We start from the raw sequence: 18,101 nt of genomic DNA, 5'->3' as shown, positions 1-18,101 counted from the left end.
CGCGGCAACTGAACGCCAAGCCGTTGGGCGCGTCTCAGTTCGTACGCTCGTCTCGATCTCGAATGTCGCTTTCTGGTGTTTCGGCATAAAAACGCCTTGTAGCTACGAAAGAACGAATCGACAATGGTGCAAAGGCTCGTTGTGCCGCGTGATACCGGCAACGTTTTCTCAACCCTGCGTGGTGCGAGCGCTCGTTATGCTGATTGTGATTCCGTTCAACGTTTAACCAAAGCAACGTGGTACGAAGGCTCGTGGTGCTGATTGTGATTCCAGTCAACGCTTTCTCAACCCCGCGTGGTACAAAAGCTCGTTGTGCTGAAGTGGTTCCGGTCAGCGTGATTCCGCCAAGCGCAGTTGCTTGTATCACTTCTGCGTGGTCGGTGCATGCTTCAACTCGGCGGTTTATCGAAGCTCACGCCCAACACGCGCTTGCAGCGGACGCCGCTTCGCGTCGAGCGAGATCATGCGTTTTTCAGCGTCAGTATCTGCTACATCAATCGGTGGCGGCGCCGCTAAAGCGCAACCCGTTAGCTGCTCTCTACCCCTTGCCGTATCCCTACCTGTCTTGCAAACTGTGCTACAATCTACCTGCTTACCTCGCAGCTAGTTGACAATAAAAACCACTATGGAAATCGCCGAATACAACAGCATTATCTACGATGTCAACCATTTAGTGAATGGCATCATTAAGCATCAGCAAGCCATCGCAAACATTAACAGTCAAATCGAGAGAAATCTTTTACAGCCTGTGGAACAGGATGATATTTATCGAGATAATTATGACATCGCCCCAGCTCAATCTCGTGAACACTTTATCGATGGTGTCACCATAACTACAAGAGTGCTACATCAAACGGGAGTTGGCTTACGAGATATTGCAGGTGCTGACTTAATCTACGAAATCCAAGGAGTAAAGTATGCCCTTGTTCAATACAAGCGTGCTGATAAGAAGCTTCTGATCAAGAAAGATGAAAATCAATTAAGTCAACTCTTAAGCAACTGTCCCGATGTCTGTCGCTATAAAAAGAAACCACCCACCATCTCGCCTGTAAGATTAAATGGTTATTGTGGGTGTTGGTATCGGGTAAAATACAGCGGCGTCGAAAGATATGTGCACGCCTGTGAAGCCAAACTAATTCACGGAAGAACGAAAACCGTTTCTGCGAATAAATTCAAACATGGCTTGACCAAGGAAATATTTGAAAGCCTGTTTGCATCTTGCAACATTGGTGCATTACTGCAAGTACACACTCCAAAAGAATATATCCCGAATTTACTAGAGCAAAGGCACGTTATTTTTGAGTTAACTCAAAGCGGAATATGGCAAGAATAAAGTAGAAGCAACGATTCGAGCGGCTAACAAGGGCATGCAGCGGACGGCGCTTTGCGCCCACAAGATCGTCGCTTTTTTGAAGGTTGGAATCGGCTCGACACCAGTACTGACCTATCAGTGCGCCGCCGCTGATGCCCAAGCCGTTGGACGGCAGCCATCACATCGATTATGCGCAACCAGGCTCACGTGACTATGCTATACTAACTGCATGGATTTTGAATGGGACGATCAAAAAGCTGAGTATAATTTCCACAAACATGGCGTCGCTTTTCCCGAAGCGGCGACGGTCTTTTCTGATCCGCTTGTAATCACGTTCGCCGATCCGGATCATTCGCAGGATGAGGATCGTTTCATTGTTCTTGGCACATCTGCAGAAGGGCGCTTGCTGATGGTTGCTCATACAGATCGCGGCGATCGTATTCGTATCATTAGCGCTCGAACGCTCAAACCGAAGGAGCGGCGATTATATGAGTCAGAACAGTAATACACCACGTGAGGATGATCTCCGCGACGAATATGATGAGAACGTCTTAAGGAATGGCATCCGTGGTAAATATGTGCAGCGGCTCGCTGCGGGGTCAAATATTGTTCGGCTTGCTCCAGACGTCGCCGCAGCATTTCCGACCGAAGAAGCTGTCAATGACGCCTTACGTTTACTGCTCAATGTAGCAAAAACGAGCGTCCGGCAAACCATATAATATCTGCATAGACGCGTGCCAATATTTGCTTTCACGGCTGCGTTCGGGAACTTCATAAGCGAAGCTATTTTCCGCGTGTATTAGACCTAAACCTCTACGCTACCAGCCGTCCAACACGGCGTTGCAGTTGACCGCTTCGCGCGCGAGATCGGTGCTTTTTAAGAAAGTTCATACCTGCGCTCGCGGCAACTGAACGCCAAGCCGTTGGGCGTTCATTCATCAACGGCGTTTTGGATTGATAGCGCAGGTGTGTCTGGCCCGCATTCATCGTCACGTTTTTTCGAGCGCCTATGTTCTCTCAACGCAACCTCTACCGTCGCAGTACGCTTTTCTCACGCCATACTCGCTTCAACCCAATCGCGTGGTGCGTGTACAATTGACGTGGCAACCAGATATAACAATTACACGGTCTCGTGAAAGCAGTGCAGGGCTATCAAAGGTTGTAGATGAATACGAATCACCGTTTTTGCTGCGATATGATGACATCCCAAATTCAGCATCGCTGCCCCGACCATCCTGATCTTTTCGATTGCCCAGATGTACTGATTACATATACAGCACAATTTGATGAATATGGCTTGATTATTCATGATGGTGGAAGTTCCAGTATCACGATCAGTTTCTGCCCGTGGTGTGGAACGCGTCTTCCGAAATCAAAATATGAACGATGGCGCGATGAGCTTGCGGCATTAGGGTTTGATGAACCAGGCGAACAGGTTATTCCCGATGCATACAACACGGATACCTGGTATCGTGAAAAATCACCTGGCGTGTAAGCAGAAACGTGGTACACAAACCCAGTTCATTACCTGTTTCAAACAAACGCCCAACACGCGCTTGCAGCGGACGCCGCTTCGCGTCGAGCAAGATCGTGCCTTTTTCAATGCCAGTGTCTGCTACAATGTGGCAGCCATCAATCGGTGGCGGCGCCGCTAAAGCGCAGCCCGTTGGGCCGGCACCCGATCAGCCGCTTCCCGCAAAAAGGCCGTTTTGCGTGACTCGTGATTGACTCACCAGTTGAAGTTTCGACGCACGCGACTCACAATCCAGCGACCATTGGCGAAATAGACGAATCCAAGTCGTGATGGCGGTCGTTTCACCAATAGCACGAATCACTTGCGCAAAAGCCGCTCCTGGCCAATAATAGGTGCTGTCGGATTCGTTCACTTTCATGTTGGGCCGGCACCCGATCAGCCGCTTCCCGCAAAAAAGCCGTTTTGCGTGCCTCGTCATTGACTCACCAGTTGAAGTTTCGACGCACGCGACTCACAATCCAGCGACCATTGGCGAAATAGACGAATCCAAGTCGTGATGGCAGTCGTTTCACCTATAGGACGAATCACTTGCGCGAAAGCCGCTCCTAGCCGATAATAGGTGCTGTCGGATTCGTTCACTTTCATGTTGGACGGCAACCCATCATATTCTTCTTACGTTTGAGGCGTTGGATAGCTGTATCCCTCAATCAGCGTATCTTCTTCTCCTTTGATAGTCTGTCCACGAAGGTTTCGGCCCATGTCTGACTTGGTTTTTATCCAAATGTCTGGCGTACCTGGCGCGGGGAAAACGACACTTGCCCGCGCTATCGCACCACAGATTGGAGCGGTCATTATTGACCACGATATCACCAAAAGCGCTTTACTTGAAGCAAATGTACCACCCTCCACTGCTGGCGCAGCGTCGTATACTGTTTTGGACGCTCTTGCCCGCGATCTCCTGCGACAAGGCTGGAGCGTGATTTTTGACAGTCCCTGTCTGTATGTCGAATTGCTCGAACGCGGGCAACGCCTCGCCCACGAGGCTGGCGCACGCTATCGCTATATTGAGTGCCGGCTGGCAGACCTTGATGCACTCGACCACCGGCTACGCACGCGCTCACGATTGCCGAGTCAACTCAGTGGGATACGTGTTCCGCCCGTAATTGGCACAGGAAAGACCGAAATCAACGATGCCATGTTCCGTGAGTGGATGGACACAATGCAGCGGCCAACTGATAACTACCTGGTCGTTGACACAACACAGCCGCTTGAAACGTACATTCCTACAGCACTCGCATATGTCAGGAACGATGGAACGACGCCGGTAGCGTCTTGAGAAGCACGGCACACGCCAGCCGATATGTTTCTCAATCAAAAGCCAAAACAGGTTGCCGTCCAACACGCGCTTGCAGCGGACGCCGCTTCGCGTCGAGCAAGATCGTGCGTTTTTCAACGCCAGTGTCTGCTACAATGTGATTGTCATCAATCCGTGGCGGCGCCGCTAAAGCGCAACCCGTTGGGCGCGTCTCGTTTCGCAGGTTGTCTCGATCTCAAACGGCGCTCTTTATCTTTTTGGCATACCAGCGCTGTGCAGCTACGAAGGAACGAATCGAGCGTGGGATGAACGCCCGTTGTGCCACGTGATTCCAGCCAACGCCTTCTCAACCCCACGTGGTACAAGCGCCCGCGTTGTACTGATTGTGGTTCCGTTCAACGTTTGCCGCAAAGGAGCGTGGTACGAAGGCTCGTGGTGCTGAGTGTGGTCCTGTTCCAAGTTGTCTCAACCCTGCGTGGTACGAACGCTCGTGGTGCGGAATGTGGTTCAAGTCAGCGTGGTTCCGCCAAGCGCAGTTGCTCGTGTCGCATCAACGTCGGCGTCTCATGCTTCCATTCGGCTGTTTATCAAAGCTCACGCCCAACACGCGCTTGCAGCGGACGCCGCTTCGCGTCGAGCGAGATCGTGCGTTTTTCAGCGTCAGTTTCTGCTACAATGTGACAGCCATTTACTGGTGGCGGCGCCGCTAAAGCGCAACCCGTTGGACGCTGCCATCACTGTGCGACCACGAGTATGGTACAATCACATTATCTCGTCACGTTCAAGCACCCCACTCGGCGCAGCGATTTGAGAGGCATTCGTATGGACAAGTCTTACCGTTCCATTATTACTATTAATCCAAATATCCGAAGTGGTAAGCCGACCATTCGTGGTCTCCGCTATACTGTCTATGATGTCCTATCTTATCTGGCCGCTGGAATGTCAATTCCAGAAATTCTTGAGGATTTTCCTGATTTGACCGAGGAAGATATTCACGCCTGCCTGAGTTTTGCCGCCGATCGCGATCATCAGATCCTTGTAGCTGCCGCATGAAACTGCTCTTCGATCATCACCTTTCACGAAAGCTCGTCGGACGACTGGATGATCTTTTTCCAGCTTCAAGCCATGTTGTCTTCCATGGGCTTTTCAATGCCGAAGATGATGCTATTTGGAGGTTTGCAGGTCAGCAAGACTACACCATTGTCACCAAAGATCTGGACTTCAATGACCTGAGCGCCCTACGGGGTGCGCCACCAAAAGTAATTTGGATCCGTATTGGGAATTGTACAACTACAGAAGTGGAAGTTCTACTTCGCCGACACGCGCCCGCAATTGGCCAGTTCCTTTCCAACACAAGCGAACGTCTGCTCGAAATTATTCCAATGCCACCACGATAATCTCAACTGTAGAGACATATTATCCTTGCACCGCAATAAGCATGAATTAAACAGCAGCGTCCAACACGGCGTTGCAGTTGACCGCTTCGCGCGCGAGATCGTGCGTTTTTGATAGAAGCCTGTGCAGCGCGCTCGCGGCAACTGAACGCCAACCCGTTGGGCCGCCACCCGTCCAAGCTCACTGCCATTCTATTGCTGGTAAAATCTCACGGAGAGAATCGGTATGCATCTCATTGATCGCGTGGCACAGGTAAATGATCAATCTTCTTTTATCGCCTTTGTCCGTGCCTTGCAAGCAGATCGCGCCAACCCGGTCACACGCGACGAATGGCAAAATGACACGATAGAGGACTATTTAGAGGCCGCGATAGCTTGGGCGGAGGCCGCGCCAATGCAACTCCATTCATCATCTGATATAGGAGCCATTTGGCGTGCTTGTGCACAGTTTCTCTATTGCGGCAAGATCTATGAGTAGCACGATACGGAAACAGTTATGTCACTCCTTGTCCATTTTTGTGACCAGCCTGATTATAAACTTCTGGTTGAGTACTTTATCCGTGATAGCACGAATGACGCAGTTCAAGTCGAGACGATTACAACAGCAAATCCTGAAGTTGCGATTGCGCATTACCAGAGCACTGTGGCCATTTCGATTGTGGTCGTTGAATATCCTCTCGATGTAATCGCTACAATTGAGCAACTACGTGCACATCCAAACTTTCGTGACGCCATCATACTCATTATTACTGGAAGGCCACAACAGTACCAAGAACTCAATAGTCCTACGTTAATGATTGGCGACAAGATAGACCATCTACGAATGCTCAACGCTGCTCCCAACAACCAGAGTTTAGAATAACCGTCTATATCCAAAACAACTTCCAAAAAGGCAGCCCAACACGGCGTTGCAGTTGACCGCTTCGCGCGCAAGATCGCCCGTTTTTAATGAAACTGGACTTTTGCAGATTTGCGGCAACAAGCTTCTGAGCATATGATCAGGCGAGCGTTGGTCTACCAGTTGGGAGGCACAGGTGCCAGCAATTGTCGCGATACCACAGGTGGTCGAGGAACTGCTGGTCCAGTTCGCCGACCTGTTTCCAAATGAGCCTTCACGCCGCCACTTTGCCGAATACCTGACCGGGCTGTTTGTAGCGGAGCACAAGACCGTGAGCGGTATCACGCGAGAGTTTGCCGCCCCACCCGACCAATCCACTCTCAATCGATGGTTGACTGAAGCGCCCTGGGATGTCCAGCGCATCAACGCGCACCGGCTCGAATGGCTTCAACAGGACGCTGCAACGCGCTATCGTCACGACGGCGTTATCGCGATCGATAACACTTTGATAGATCATGACGGCAAACTGATAGAGGATGTCGGCTATTTCTGGGACCATGCCGACAAACGCCACCTGATCGCCCACGATTACCTGTTTGCCAACTACGTCAACCCGAGTGGGAAGCATTATCCGCTCGATTTCCGGCGCTTCCGCAAGCGCGAGCAGTGCGACGACGAGCGCCCGTTCAAGAATCACACCGACCTCGCTAAGGAACTGATCGATTGGGTTGTCGCTGAGGACATACCGGGCGACTTCACCTTCGACAGTTACTTCACCAACGCGCCAATTATGAACACCCTCCACGCCAAAGGTCGCAGCTACATCGGTGATTTGAAAGCCAACCGAGTGATTGTAGTCAGCGGGAAGCAGACCAGCGTGACTGAGTGGGTCAAAACGCTCACGCCGCTTGTTCGCACCAAGTTTACGGTCGGCGGTCACACGCAATGGTACTTCACCAAGTCCGTTCGTCTGCCCAATGTCAACCACCCAGTGCGTATTCTGGTGTTGTGGTCAGAAGCAGAAGCTGCGACGCCACGCAAGATCCTGATCAGCAACCGAACCCAGTGGGAAGCTCATCGCATTTTGAAGGTCTACAAAAAGCGCTGGACAGGGACGGAGACCTTTCATCGGGACGGGAAGCAGCATTTGGGCATGGGCGAGTGTCAGCTCAGGGACGGGATGGGCCAGACCAGGCACATGCACCTCGTCGTCCTGGCGTACACGGCTCTGATGCGCCAATTGAAGCATGATCGTGCCTTCGAATGGGCTCACACACGCCTGATGACCATTGGCGAGTCCTGTCGCACCATCGCTCGCGAGACCTTGGGCAAAACGCTTGCTTGGGCCATCGAACAATCGCACCAAGGCATGACTCTGTCCGATATCAAGCTCCGTTTGGCTTTACCCTGAGCTTTCGCCTATTTCTGCAAAACCTTAGATGAAAGCCTGAGTAGCGCGCTCGCGGCAACTGAACGCCAACCCGTTCGGCGGCAACTACAACACACTACCCCCACGAACAACTGGATATGATATAATCAAACTGATATCGAGATTATAATGAGAGTTTAATCATGGCACCACGTCCTTTCTATGAAGTATCGCTCGGAGCCTATCTTTTCGGTTGTTCTCCTACGCCTGAAGAAAAAGTTCGGCAGTGGATTCTTTTCGAGTTACTCTCCACTTATAAAATTCACGTTAATGATATCGAGATCGAGCGACAAGTTCGTGTTGGCACGAGGTATCATAGGGCAGATGTAGTAGTTATAAAGGATTATTCACCATATATTGTCATCGAATGTAAAAATCAAGAAGAAAAGAGTCCTGAAAAAGGTCTTCAACAAGCTCAAAGCTATGCTGATATATTAAAAGCATCATTTGCTGTTTTTACGAATGGAGACAAGTGGCTCGTAACAAGAAAACTAGATGAGCAATGGGTAGCAGTCCCAGATATCCCATTGAACTTTTCCTTTTTAGATCTTACAAATCTATCATCTTATTTGGTTTTTATGGGCAGAATTCAGCCCTTTTTCCATTGGCTTCATCGCCCTATACCCTTTGAGTGTGCAAATAAATTTCTCGGCAAGCTTCAAGAATTTATCCATTTATCGCACCCGCTGTACGCAATTTCAAACCACAATCTTCTATCAGGTTTAGAGCTTTTTCTTCGTGCTGTTTTTTACGATATCACCGTAGAGGACGATTATAATCGCGAGAAGCTGAGCATCTCCTGCGATTACTTCTCTGACTATTTCCGACAGATTGGCCACGATATCAGCGTCGGTGAGCATACATTTAAATACAAAACCAAAGTGTTCTCTTTGAAAGAAATTATTCGAGTTTTGGGTATCAATTTTGATGAAATAGCTTCAAACACTAAGAGATTAAGTAGTAATGACATACATCTAGCTCGACTAACAGCGATATTAATACGGTATATACAGATCACCATTGACAACGGTTCTTATGGTGAAATACCTGAAGAAGTAATGATCGAATTTCAAGATTATATCTCGCCTCTTTGTCAGTCCATATTGGGAATAGAAATACCTGATCGATTAGATGATCTTGAAGACATACAAATTATCACGCGGCATTTTTGGGATGATTAACACTTGACGAAACTGAGATAATGAACTGAGGCTTGAGCGACGTTGCCGCCGAACAAGCCCATGCAGTTGACGCCGCTACGCGTCCCCAAGATCGTGGCTTTTTTGAAACGTAGAATCGACTCGAAGTCATTACCGATCTATCGAGGGCGGCGCAACTGATGGGCAACCCGTTGGGCGTTCATTCATCAACGGCGTTTTGGATTGATAGCGCATGTGTGTCTGGCCCGCATTCATCGTTATGTTTTTTGAGCGCCTATCTTCTCTCTACGTAACCTCTACCGTCGCAGTACGCTTTTCTCACGCCATACTCGCTTCAACCCAATCGCGTGGTGCGTGTACAAATGACGTGACCACCTGACGTAACAATTACACGCTCTAGTGAAAGCAGCGCATAGCTATCAAAGGCTGTAAATGAACACGAATCAACGTTTTTGCTGCGATATGATGACATCCCAAATTCTGCATCGCTGCCCCGACCATCCTGACCTCTTCGATTGCCCAGATGTACTAATTACATATACAGCACAATTTGATGACTATGGCTTGATTATTCATGATGGTGGAAGTTCCTGTATCACGATCAGTTTCTGCCCGTGGTGTGGAACGCGTCTTCCGAAATCAAAATATGAACGATGGCGCGATGAGCTTGCGGCATTAGGGTTTGATGAACCAAGCGAACAGGCTATTCCCGATGTATACAACACGGATGCCTGGTATCGCGAAAAGTCATCTGGCGTGTAAGCAGAAACGTGGTACGCAAATCCAGTTCATCACCTGTTTCAAACAAACGCCCAACACGCGCTTGCAGCGGACGCCGCTTCGCGTCGAACGAGATCGGTGTTATTTTCCGCGCCAGTATCTGCTACAATGTGATAGCTGTTTATCAGCAGCGGCGCCGCTAAAGCGCAACCCGTTCGGCGCGTCTCGTTTCGCAGATTGTCTCGATCTCGAACGGCGCTCTTTATCTTTTTGGCAGAAGAACGCAAAGCGACTCCGAAGGAACGAATCGAGCGTGGAATGAAAGCCCGTTGTGCCGCGTGATTCCAGTCAGCGTTTTCTCAACCCCGCGTGGTGCGAGTGCCCGTTATATTGATGTGGTTCTGTTCAATGCTTGGTACACACCAGCGTGGTACAAACGCCCGTTATGCCGCGTGGTTCCGTTCAAGGTTTTCGCAACCCTGTGTGGTGCGAGCGCTCGTTGTGCTGATTGTGGTTCCGTCAGCGTGATTCCGCCGAGCGCAGCTGCTCGTGTCGCATCAACGCTGGCCGAACATGCTTCAGCTTGGCTGTCTATCGAGGCTCACGCCCAACACGCGCTTGCAGCGGACGCCGCTTCGCGGCGAGCGAGATCGTGCGTTTTTCAGCGCCAGATTCTGCTACAATGTGATTGCCATTTATCGGGGCGCCGCCGCTAAAGCGCAACCCGTTGGGCGAGTCTTCGGTGTAAAGTCATCTCGATCTAGAACGACGATTTCTGTCTTTTTGGCATATCGAAGCACTACAGTCACAAGACAGCGAATCGAGCGTGGGATAAAGGCCCGTTGTGCCACGTGATTCCAGTCAACGCCTCCTCAACCCCGCGTAGTACGAAGGCTCGTTGTGCTGCCGTGGTTCCGGTCAACGTTTCGCGCATTTCAAGGTGGTACGAAAGCTCGTTATGCCGCGTGATACCGTCAACGTTTGCTCAAACCCGCGTGATGCGAAGGCCCGTTGTGCTGATTGTGGTTCCGTCAGCGTGGTTCTACCGAACGCGGTTGCTCGTATCCGTTCAACGTGATCGGTTTATGCCTCAGTTTGGCTCTTTATCAAAGCTCTCGCCCAACACGCGCTTGCAGCGGACGCCGCTTCGCGTCGAGCGAGATCGTCCGTTTTTCAGCGCCAGTGTCTGCTACAATGTGCTTGCCATGTATCAGTGGCGGCGCCGCTAAAGCGCAACCCGTTGGGCCGTATCCTACGACAAACATATATACTGTTGTAGCGACAATCAGCTGCTTGTACCACATTTGGAAACAGTCCTCACATCAAAACCAGTGAAGGCTCGTATTTATGCCGCATCGCTCTCTCTTTTTGATGATGGTCTGTTTCTTCCTCATGCTTCTCTGCCTTGCCGCCTGTAGTACTAGCAGCCGGACGCCGACACAGTCCTGGACACACCAATGGCTACAATCAAATGCTCTATGCCGCGCACCGTGTTGGGAAGGTATTACACCGGGCCAGACGACGGTGGCGCAAGCATACGCTCTCCTATCACAGAATCCGCTGGTGCGAGCCACAACTATTTTTACCAGTCCAATTGCGCTTGGCACAAGCGAGATTGATTGGCTGTGGAAAGATGGTGCAATCGGTGGTCGCGTATTCTATGATACGCAGCGTTCTCCTCATACCATTCAAAGCATCCAAGTTAATTATCCCACCTCGTTTGCGCTTCAAGACGTGATTGCTGCGTATGGCACTCCCAGCCATATCATCGTAACACGACATCTCGCAGGGTTTCCGGGCGAAAGTAAGCCGAGCGACGTCAACTACAGCATCTCGATCATATACATGGCGAAAGGGCTCTTGCTCAGTGCAGGAGGTACGCACCAACTGGATATCCATCCCGATCTCGCACTGTCTACACCAACCTTTTTTGCACCCGGCCAAGCGACGCTTGCGACCTTCTTTAATCAGAAGGAAAGCAAGGCACTTGTTCCGTGGCAAGGGTATCACGAGTTTGGGTTTTACTGCCGCCTAGAAGGCACAAAAGACGTCTGTGATGCTGATGCTCTATAATGCGTGAGGCTTAGTGACATCAATGGCAATCACGTTGGCAACAATGTACGGCCCAACACGCGCTTGCAGCGGACGCCGCTTCGCGTCGAGCGAGATCGTGCCTTTTTCAGTGCCAATATCTGCTACAATGCTCTTGCCATTAATTGGTAGCGGCGCCGCTAAAGCGCAACCCGTTCGGCGAGTCATAGACGCAACGTTGTCTCATTCTTCAAACGCGCTTTATGTCATCTTGGCATAGGAAGGTCATACAGCCACGACGGAATGAATCGAGCGTGGGATGAAAGCTCGTTGTGCCGTGTGATACCACCAGCGTCTTCTCAACCCCGCGTGGTGCGAACGCTCGTTGTGCTGAAGTGGTTCCGGTCAACCATTTCGCAACCCTGATGCAGACAAAAGCCGGTTCTTTTCCACGTGGTCGCGGCAACGTCTTCTCAACCCTGCGTGGTACGAACGCCCGTTATGCCGCGTGATTCCGTGTCGCGCTTTCTCAACCCCGCGTGGTGCGAACGCCCGTTATGCTGAATGTGATTCCGGTCAGCGTGGTTCAGCCAAACGCAGTTGCTCGTATCATTTCTGGTGTGGCCAGCGTATGCCTCAGCTTGGCTGTTTATCACAGCTCTCGCCCAACACGCGCTTGCAGCGGACGCCGCTTCGCGTCGAGCGAGATCGTGCGTTTTTCAGCGCCGGTTTCTGCTACAATGTGATTGCCATTTATCAATGGCGGCGCCGCTAAAGCGCAACCCGTTCGGCGCAACAGGCACTCTTCTCATCCACTGAATAATACGATATACTCCTGATGAGCAACTTCTAACCTACAAAGCGAAGGAGGGGTAGCCATGAATACCACAAAACGAGTTGCGGCACTTCTTCTGGTCTTCATGCTTGGTATCTCTTTGGGTGGTTATGTCAATACACCGCATACTCTCGGAAAAGCTCTACTAATATCCCCATCCACGAGCGAAGAACAACAGCAACAGGGAGATAATCTCGCAGCCGAAAGCGGTTTTTGTACCACTCAAAGTTATACAAGAAGCATACGATACTGGCAAGCTTTTCCTCCAGGTTGGAGACGTAAGACTATAACCGTCTATGAGTATTGCTTTCGTACACTACTAGCATGGAATTGGTTTGCCTTTACCAGATATGCGGGTTGTGCGACCGACAATCGTTGGTATGCTTGGACAGACCCTGCTGTAAACATTATCGGCTCTACAACATACTACAATCTTTCTATTGTACGACAAGAGAGTCCTTTACCCGTAGAAAGAGACTCTTGTTAGGGCATATCTACAAACTTATCGTCGTTAACTGAGAGCAAGCGCCATTAGTAGCCTCAGTCGCGGGGGATGCTCTTCTAGGCGAAGCGAACGGACTTGGCAGCGGTTCCAAACTATACTACGACATAGGTAAAGCATGATAACAACAAATGCGGTAATAGGTCAGGGGTTATAGAGAAAGCGCGCTGGAATGCGGTCGCATAGAGCAGTATCGTGCTTGGGTATACCGTCCATGGCGATCAGTTCCGTTGTGTCAAGGCGCCGAACAAGGCGTTGCAGCGGAGCGGCTGGATCGGGGCGATTTTAGTATTCAGATGCGCTCGAACGCTGTTCCGATCTAGAGATGTGATACCTTCCAGCCGCCCGCTGAACGCCAGGCCGTTGGGCGCGTCTCGTTTCTGAAGGAGTCTCGATCTCGAACGGCGCTCTTTATCTTTTTGGCATACGAACGCACTGCAGCCACGAAGGGCAGAATCGCGCGTGGGATGAAAGCTCGTTGTGCCACGTGATTCCAGTCAGCGTATGCTCAACCCCGCGTGGTGCGAGCGCTCGTTGTGCTGAATGTGATCCCAGCCAGCGTTTGGCGCATTTCAATGTGGTATGAATGCCCGTGGTGCTGAGTGTGGCCCCAGGCAAGGCTTGCGCAACCCTACGTGGTGCGAAGGCTCGTTATGCTGAGGTGGTTTCGGGCAACGTGGTTCGGGTCAGCGCAGTTGCTCGTATCAGGTCTGCGTGTCCGGCGTATGCCTCAGTTTGGCTTTTTATCAAAGCTCTCGCCCAACACGCGCTTGCAGCGGACGCCGCTTCGCGTCGAGCGAGATCGTGCCTTTTTCAGCGCCAGTGTCTGCTACAATGTGATTGCCATCAATCCGTGGCGGCGCCGCTAAAGCGCAACCCGTTGGGCGCGTCTCAGTTCGTAAACTCGTCTCGATCTTGAATGTGACTCTATGGTGCTTCGGCTAAAAACCGTAGTGTAGCCACGAAGGAACGAATCGAGCGAGGGATGGATGCTCGTTATGCCGCCTGATTCTAGTCGGCGTTTTCTCAACCCTGCGTGGTGCGAGCGCCCGTTATGCTGAATGTGGTTCTGTTCAGCGTTTGACTAAAGCAACGTGGATCGAATGCCCGTTGTGCTGAATGTGGTTCCGTTCAAGGTTTTCTCAACCCTGCGTGGTACGAGCGCCCGTTATGCTGAGGTGGTTCCGGGCAGCGTGGTTCCGGTCAGCGCAGTTGCTCGTATCAGTTCAACGTGGTCGGCTTTGTGCCTCAACTCGGCTGTCTATCAAAGCTCGCGCCCAACACGCGCTTGCAGCGGACGCCGCTTCGCGTCGAGCGAGATCGTGCCTTTTTCAGCGTCAGTTTCTGCTACAATGTAACAGCCATCAATTGGTGCGGCGCCGCTAAAGCGCAACCCGTTGGGCGTATCTTAGGCGAAACGTGTCTCGATCACGAATGGCGCGTTCTGTCTTTCTGGCATAACAAAGCAGTACAGTTACGATGGAAAGAATCGAACGTGGGATGAAAGCCCGTTGTGCCGCGTGGTTCCGTCAGCGTTTGCTCAACCCTGCGTGGTGCGAGTGCTCGTGGTGCTGAATGTGATTCCGTTCAACGTTTGACCAAAGCAACGTGGTACGAAGGCTCGTGGTGCTGAATGTGATTCCAGTCAACGCTTTCTCAACCCTGCGTGGTATGGACGCTCGTTGTGCTGAATGTGGTTCCAGTCAGCATGATTCCGCCAAGCGCAGTTGCTCGTATCCGTTCAACGTGATCGGTTTATGCCTTCACTTAGCCGTTTATCAAAGCTCACGCCCAACACGCGCTTGCAGCGGACGCCGCTTCGCGTCGAGCGAGATCGGGCGTTTTTCAGCGCCAGGTTCTGCTACAATGTCCTTGCCATCAATCGGTGGCGGCGCCACTAAAGCGCAACCCGTTAGCCGCACTTGCGAAAGCAGAGGAAAGCATATACTCTAGATATACCTGTATGTGATGTGCAGCTTACAGTTTTTATTGATCTGATGTAGGAGATTATTTAGATGTCAAAAGAAGATGGCAATGAGGAAATCCTGAAAACGCTAAAACGGAGACTTCAGGAGCGCGAACGCCAAGCAGCTCTTTTCGGATTGTCCGCCGATCCTCTTATTACAATGGAGATAGAGGAGCTACACGGGCGTATTGCCCAAATCGAAGGTCAAGGGAATATAATTACTACAGGGCGTATTAACATTTCCGAAATGCTACACTTATATCAACAAGAGCATCCAACACAACATATAGACGTCTTGCTGAATAGAATAAATCTGATGAACTTTTCTCCAGCTCACGTTGGTATAATAGGTAAAGCTCCCAAACCTCTTGACAAGCAGGAATTTAATATTCAAAAGTTTGATGAGGGCCATGTCGTATCTCTAGGTATTTCCGCCCAAATTGAGGAAAACTCTATTACTGAAGTTACATTTAAACCTTACGTTGATGGTGGAAGTGTGGGCCTTTATTATGCAACTTTAACTAAAGAAGATACGGGCAGTATACCCGTCTCATTTTACGATACGTATATTAATACTAAATTGGCATCTGATATATACACTAGAGATGATGAAAGGCTTCGGATACAGTTTTTCTGCAGTGCCATATATACAGAAAATATAGATATACTTTCTTTTCACACATGTAATAGTGACCCGAAAGTACCTCAAAAATTACTTGATACTGTGCATGAGACTAAAACTTTTGACATAATTCCCACAACTTTCCCCTTAGATCTTTACTCCGAAACTGATCATAAATTATCAGATCTTCCTACAAGATATAAACAAATTAAAGAAAATTTATTGAAGCGCATAGCCAATAAATCTATTAAAATACCAAACATTCTTTTTGGTAATCTGTTACGCATGATCAATGTTGATAGTTGGGAAGTGAAATCAAGCAATGTCACTCTTATAGGTTTAAGAGGAAACCTTAAAATGGCTCCGGTGCACTTAGCGCATTATAAAAGACATGTGGCCTATCGTGCCGGACCTATCTGGAAAAGACGAGACGAACATGCGACTCTAACAGGTGAATTTAGATGGGCAGGCTCTAATAATACTCTTTACTTTCAAGAAGAGAAAAAGCTCTGGTAGATATTATGTACGATAACAACTGGGCATTTAAGCGGCTAACCCGCCGTTGCAGCGGACGCGCTACGCGCCACGAGATCGGTGCTATTTTAGAATGTGATTTCGTGCTGAGTGTTATTGTAGTCTCGAAGGCGCGCCGCTGAACGGCAATCCGTTGGGCCACTCAACGTAGTCGCCTCATCCTGTTGAATCTCTCGTTATTCAATTCGTTCTATTTGTCTCTCAGTTGGCGATTCATAAATAAATCAGGAGGCTGTTATGGGCAGTTCTGACTATTCACACTCCAAATGTGCATTTGTTGAGCTTGTGCCGATTGCTTCAACACAGCGGCCTTTTCCACTTGGGTCGCTAACCTTCGCTGCCCTTTCTTGTTTGCCCGATGCCTATGCGGACGAACTTACACTACCGGGCGAAGGCCAGAAAGTTCCGGTGCCCTACGGAAATCTTGTGGCTTATGCAGAATACTTGATTCATAAACACAACGATCCGCTCTTGCGATTTATCCTTCAATTCCACAACTGTTTGGAAGAATGTTGCGTTTCACAAGCCACAACAGAACTACAGATTGCATCACCTCCTGTTGAGTTAATTACAGAAATTGAAACACTTCAAAATAATGGGCAACTTCTCGATCTGAATGATCCGGAAGTACAGCGCGCAGTAAAAGCAGGGCGGATCATTCTCTTGCCGTAATCGAACAGACAGAAGTGTACCAAAGGGTTATCTGTTCCATACCTGAGTGTTCAGAGGATGCGCGAGTAAGTGCACGTATCGTCTTCGAAATTTTCAAATCACTGCTTGCGAAACAGAGGGTGATATGTTCTCTACCTCTACGGCTCCCCGCAATACCAAGTGTGCTCTGGCCGTGGCCCAACACGCGCTTGCAGCGGACGCCGCTTCGCGTCGAGCGAGATCGTGCGTTTTTCAGCGCCAGTTTCTGCTACAATGTCAGTGCCATGTATCGGTGGCGGCGCCGCTAAAGCGCAACCCGTTGGGTGTGTCTCGTTTCGCAGGTTGTCTTGATCTCACAGGTCGCTTTCTGTCTTTTCGGCATAAAAAAGCAGTGCAACCACGAAGGAACGAATCGAGCGTGGGATGAACGCCCGTTGTGCCGCGTGATTCCAGTCAGCGTTTTCTCAACCCCGCGTGGTGCGCGTGCCCGTTATGCTGGCGTGGTTCCGTTCAACGCCTTGTACACACCAGCGTGATTCGAAAGCTCGTTATGCCACGTGGTTCCGTTCAAGGTTTTCGCAACCCTGTGTGGGATGAAGGCTCGTTGTGCTGAATGTAGTTTCGGTCAACGTGACTCCGCCGAGCGCAGCTGCTCGTGTCGCTTCAAGGTCTGTGGCTCATGCTTCAGTTTGGCTTTCTATCAGTGCTCACGCCCAACACGCGCTTGCAGCGGACGCCGCTTCGCGTCGTGCGAGATCGTGCGTTTTTCAGTGCTCGTATCTGCTACAATGTGGTTGCCATTTATCGGTGGCGGCGCCGCTAAAGCGCAACCCGTTGGGCGAGTCTCAGTTCGTAATTTGTCTCGATCTCGAATGGCGTTTTATTGATTTGTAGCAAAACAACCCGATGCAGCCATGAAGAAACCAATCGAGCCTGGTATGAAGGCTCGTTGTGCCGCGTGATACCGTCAACGGTTTCTCAACCCCGCGTGGTACGAAGGCTCGTTGTGCTGAAGTAGTTCCGGTTAGCGTTTTCGCAACCCTGATGCATACGAAAGCCAACAGTATTCCACGTGATCGCAGCAACGCTTTCTCAACCCTGCGTGGTTCAAAAGCCCGTTATGCCGCGTGGTTCCGTTCAAGGCTTCCACAACCCCGCGTGATGCGCAGGCTCGTTGTGCTGAATGTGGTTCCGTCAGCGTGGTTCTGCCGAGCGCAGTTGTTCGTGTCGTTTCAGCGTGGTTGGCGTATGCTTCAGCTTGGCAGTTTATCCAGGCCCTCGCCCAACACGCGCTTGCAGCGGACGCCGCTTCGCGTCG

At 50.4% G+C, this 18,101-nt stretch carries 18 protein-coding genes; 16 read left to right on the top strand and 2 right to left on the bottom strand.

Annotated elements, in window-relative coordinates; all coding sequences use genetic code 11:
- Window positions 1-625 precede the first annotated feature (625 nt).
- The 4 genes from M1P90_RS06740 to M1P90_RS06725 all read left to right on the top strand — a co-directional run bounded on the left by M1P90_RS06740 (window position 626) and on the right by M1P90_RS06725 (window position 2,807).
- On the top strand, window positions 626-1,333 hold the full coding sequence (locus tag M1P90_RS06740; protein WP_483701839.1) for a hypothetical protein: 708 nt from the start codon (window positions 626-628) through the stop codon (window positions 1,331-1,333).
- A 208-nt stretch (window positions 1,334-1,541) separates the two neighbouring features.
- A complete protein-coding gene (locus tag M1P90_RS06735; RefSeq protein ID WP_483701731.1) occupies window positions 1,542-1,817 on the top strand; it encodes a BrnT family toxin in 276 nt (91 codons plus the stop codon).
- Window positions 1,801-2,031 (top strand): hypothetical protein, encoded by a 231-nt coding sequence (locus M1P90_RS06730; protein WP_483701730.1) that lies wholly within the window; start codon window positions 1,801-1,803, stop codon window positions 2,029-2,031. The genes M1P90_RS06735 and M1P90_RS06730 overlap by 17 nt, the downstream gene beginning before the upstream one ends.
- A gap of 446 nt (window positions 2,032-2,477) precedes the next feature.
- Window positions 2,478-2,807: a DUF6980 family protein gene (locus M1P90_RS06725; protein ID WP_483701838.1), complete on the top strand. Its 330-nt coding sequence runs from the start codon at window positions 2,478-2,480 to the stop codon at window positions 2,805-2,807.
- Window positions 2,808-2,994: 187 nt separating this feature from the next.
- On the opposite strand, the gene M1P90_RS06720 is transcribed toward M1P90_RS06725, so the two are convergent.
- A complete protein-coding gene (locus tag M1P90_RS06720; protein WP_483701837.1) occupies window positions 2,995-3,204 on the bottom strand; it encodes a hypothetical protein in 210 nt (69 codons plus the stop codon).
- A gap of 339 nt (window positions 3,205-3,543) precedes the next feature.
- On the opposite strand from M1P90_RS06720, the gene M1P90_RS06715 reads away from it, so the two are divergent.
- The 9 genes from M1P90_RS06715 to M1P90_RS06675 all read left to right on the top strand — a co-directional run bounded on the left by M1P90_RS06715 (window position 3,544) and on the right by M1P90_RS06675 (window position 11,715).
- Window positions 3,544-4,122: a P-loop nucleotide/nucleoside kinase family protein gene (locus tag M1P90_RS06715; protein WP_483701836.1), complete on the top strand. Its 579-nt coding sequence runs from the start codon at window positions 3,544-3,546 to the stop codon at window positions 4,120-4,122.
- Window positions 4,123-4,923: 801 nt separating this feature from the next.
- The gene (locus M1P90_RS06710) at window positions 4,924-5,154 is read left to right on the top strand and encodes a DUF433 domain-containing protein (protein ID WP_483701705.1); all 231 of its coding nucleotides are present in this window, start codon (window positions 4,924-4,926) and stop codon (window positions 5,152-5,154) included.
- Window positions 5,151-5,498, top strand: a complete 348-nt coding sequence (locus M1P90_RS06705) for a DUF5615 family PIN-like protein (protein WP_483701704.1) — start codon at window positions 5,151-5,153, stop codon at window positions 5,496-5,498. The genes M1P90_RS06710 and M1P90_RS06705 overlap by 4 nt, the downstream gene beginning before the upstream one ends.
- A 223-nt stretch (window positions 5,499-5,721) precedes the next feature.
- Window positions 5,722-5,973 (top strand): DUF7660 family protein, encoded by a 252-nt coding sequence (locus M1P90_RS06700; protein ID WP_483701714.1) that lies wholly within the window; start codon window positions 5,722-5,724, stop codon window positions 5,971-5,973.
- 18 nt (window positions 5,974-5,991) lie between these two features.
- Window positions 5,992-6,357: a response regulator gene (locus M1P90_RS06695; RefSeq protein WP_483701713.1), complete on the top strand. Its 366-nt coding sequence runs from the start codon at window positions 5,992-5,994 to the stop codon at window positions 6,355-6,357.
- Window positions 6,358-6,529: 172 nt separating this feature from the next.
- The gene (locus tag M1P90_RS06690; protein ID WP_483696970.1) at window positions 6,530-7,744 is read left to right on the top strand and encodes an IS701 family transposase; all 1,215 of its coding nucleotides are present in this window, start codon (window positions 6,530-6,532) and stop codon (window positions 7,742-7,744) included.
- Window positions 7,745-7,905: 161 nt separating this feature from the next.
- Window positions 7,906-8,943, top strand: a complete 1,038-nt coding sequence (locus M1P90_RS06685) for a type I restriction enzyme HsdR N-terminal domain-containing protein (RefSeq protein WP_483701835.1) — start codon at window positions 7,906-7,908, stop codon at window positions 8,941-8,943.
- A 411-nt stretch (window positions 8,944-9,354) separates the two neighbouring features.
- A complete protein-coding gene (locus tag M1P90_RS06680; protein ID WP_483701823.1) occupies window positions 9,355-9,684 on the top strand; it encodes a DUF6980 family protein in 330 nt (109 codons plus the stop codon).
- Between the two features lie 1,521 nt (window positions 9,685-11,205).
- Window positions 11,206-11,715, top strand: coding sequence for a hypothetical protein (locus tag M1P90_RS06675; protein ID WP_483701834.1), 510 nt, complete (start codon window positions 11,206-11,208; stop codon window positions 11,713-11,715).
- Here the strand turns inward: M1P90_RS06675 and M1P90_RS06670 are convergent.
- Window positions 11,710-11,901 carry a hypothetical protein gene (locus M1P90_RS06670; protein ID WP_483701833.1) on the bottom strand — a complete coding sequence of 64 codons (192 nt, stop codon included), beginning with the start codon at window positions 11,899-11,901 and terminating at the stop codon, window positions 11,710-11,712. The genes M1P90_RS06675 and M1P90_RS06670 overlap by 6 nt on opposite strands.
- Window positions 11,902-12,551: 650 nt before the next feature.
- Between M1P90_RS06670 and M1P90_RS06665 the strand changes: the two genes are divergently transcribed.
- The 3 genes from M1P90_RS06665 (at window position 12,552) to M1P90_RS06655 (ending at window position 16,804) form a co-directional block, all read left to right on the top strand.
- The gene (locus M1P90_RS06665; protein ID WP_483701832.1) at window positions 12,552-12,995 is read left to right on the top strand and encodes a hypothetical protein; all 444 of its coding nucleotides are present in this window, start codon (window positions 12,552-12,554) and stop codon (window positions 12,993-12,995) included.
- A gap of 2,030 nt (window positions 12,996-15,025) precedes the next feature.
- On the top strand, window positions 15,026-16,114 hold the full coding sequence (locus M1P90_RS06660; protein WP_483701831.1) for a hypothetical protein: 1,089 nt from the start codon (window positions 15,026-15,028) through the stop codon (window positions 16,112-16,114).
- A gap of 255 nt (window positions 16,115-16,369) precedes the next feature.
- A complete protein-coding gene (locus M1P90_RS06655; protein ID WP_483701830.1) occupies window positions 16,370-16,804 on the top strand; it encodes a hypothetical protein in 435 nt (144 codons plus the stop codon).
- Window positions 16,805-18,101 lie beyond the last annotated feature (1,297 nt).

The sequence above is a fragment of the Kouleothrix sp. 19917 genome (genome assembly GCF_057073505.1).
The sequence above is the reverse complement of the archived record's forward strand: the minus strand, read 5'-3'. Positions and strand labels throughout refer to the sequence as shown.

Bases quoted from the DNA above. Each gene is read 5' to 3' on its own strand.
- M1P90_RS06740 (WP_483701839.1), top strand. From the start codon at position 626: ATGGAAATCGCCGAATACAACAGCATTATCTACGATGTCAACCATTTA.
- M1P90_RS06735 (WP_483701731.1), top strand. From the start codon at position 1,542: ATGGATTTTGAATGGGACGATCAAAAAGCTGAGTATAATTTCCACAAA.
- M1P90_RS06730 (WP_483701730.1), top strand. From the start codon at position 1,801: ATGAGTCAGAACAGTAATACACCACGTGAGGATGATCTCCGCGACGAA.
- M1P90_RS06725 (WP_483701838.1), top strand. From the start codon at position 2,478: ATGAATACGAATCACCGTTTTTGCTGCGATATGATGACATCCCAAATT.
- M1P90_RS06720 (WP_483701837.1), bottom strand. From the start codon at position 3,204: ATGAAAGTGAACGAATCCGACAGCACCTATTATTGGCCAGGAGCGGCT.
- M1P90_RS06715 (WP_483701836.1), top strand. From the start codon at position 3,544: ATGTCTGACTTGGTTTTTATCCAAATGTCTGGCGTACCTGGCGCGGGG.
- M1P90_RS06710 (WP_483701705.1), top strand. From the start codon at position 4,924: ATGGACAAGTCTTACCGTTCCATTATTACTATTAATCCAAATATCCGA.
- M1P90_RS06705 (WP_483701704.1), top strand. From the start codon at position 5,151: ATGAAACTGCTCTTCGATCATCACCTTTCACGAAAGCTCGTCGGACGA.
- M1P90_RS06700 (WP_483701714.1), top strand. From the start codon at position 5,722: ATGCATCTCATTGATCGCGTGGCACAGGTAAATGATCAATCTTCTTTT.
- M1P90_RS06695 (WP_483701713.1), top strand. From the start codon at position 5,992: ATGTCACTCCTTGTCCATTTTTGTGACCAGCCTGATTATAAACTTCTG.
- M1P90_RS06685 (WP_483701835.1), top strand. From the start codon at position 7,906: ATGGCACCACGTCCTTTCTATGAAGTATCGCTCGGAGCCTATCTTTTC.
- M1P90_RS06680 (WP_483701823.1), top strand. From the start codon at position 9,355: ATGAACACGAATCAACGTTTTTGCTGCGATATGATGACATCCCAAATT.
- M1P90_RS06670 (WP_483701833.1), bottom strand. From the start codon at position 11,901: ATGACTCGCCGAACGGGTTGCGCTTTAGCGGCGCCGCTACCAATTAAT.
- M1P90_RS06665 (WP_483701832.1), top strand. From the start codon at position 12,552: ATGAATACCACAAAACGAGTTGCGGCACTTCTTCTGGTCTTCATGCTT.
- M1P90_RS06660 (WP_483701831.1), top strand. From the start codon at position 15,026: ATGTCAAAAGAAGATGGCAATGAGGAAATCCTGAAAACGCTAAAACGG.
- M1P90_RS06655 (WP_483701830.1), top strand. From the start codon at position 16,370: ATGGGCAGTTCTGACTATTCACACTCCAAATGTGCATTTGTTGAGCTT.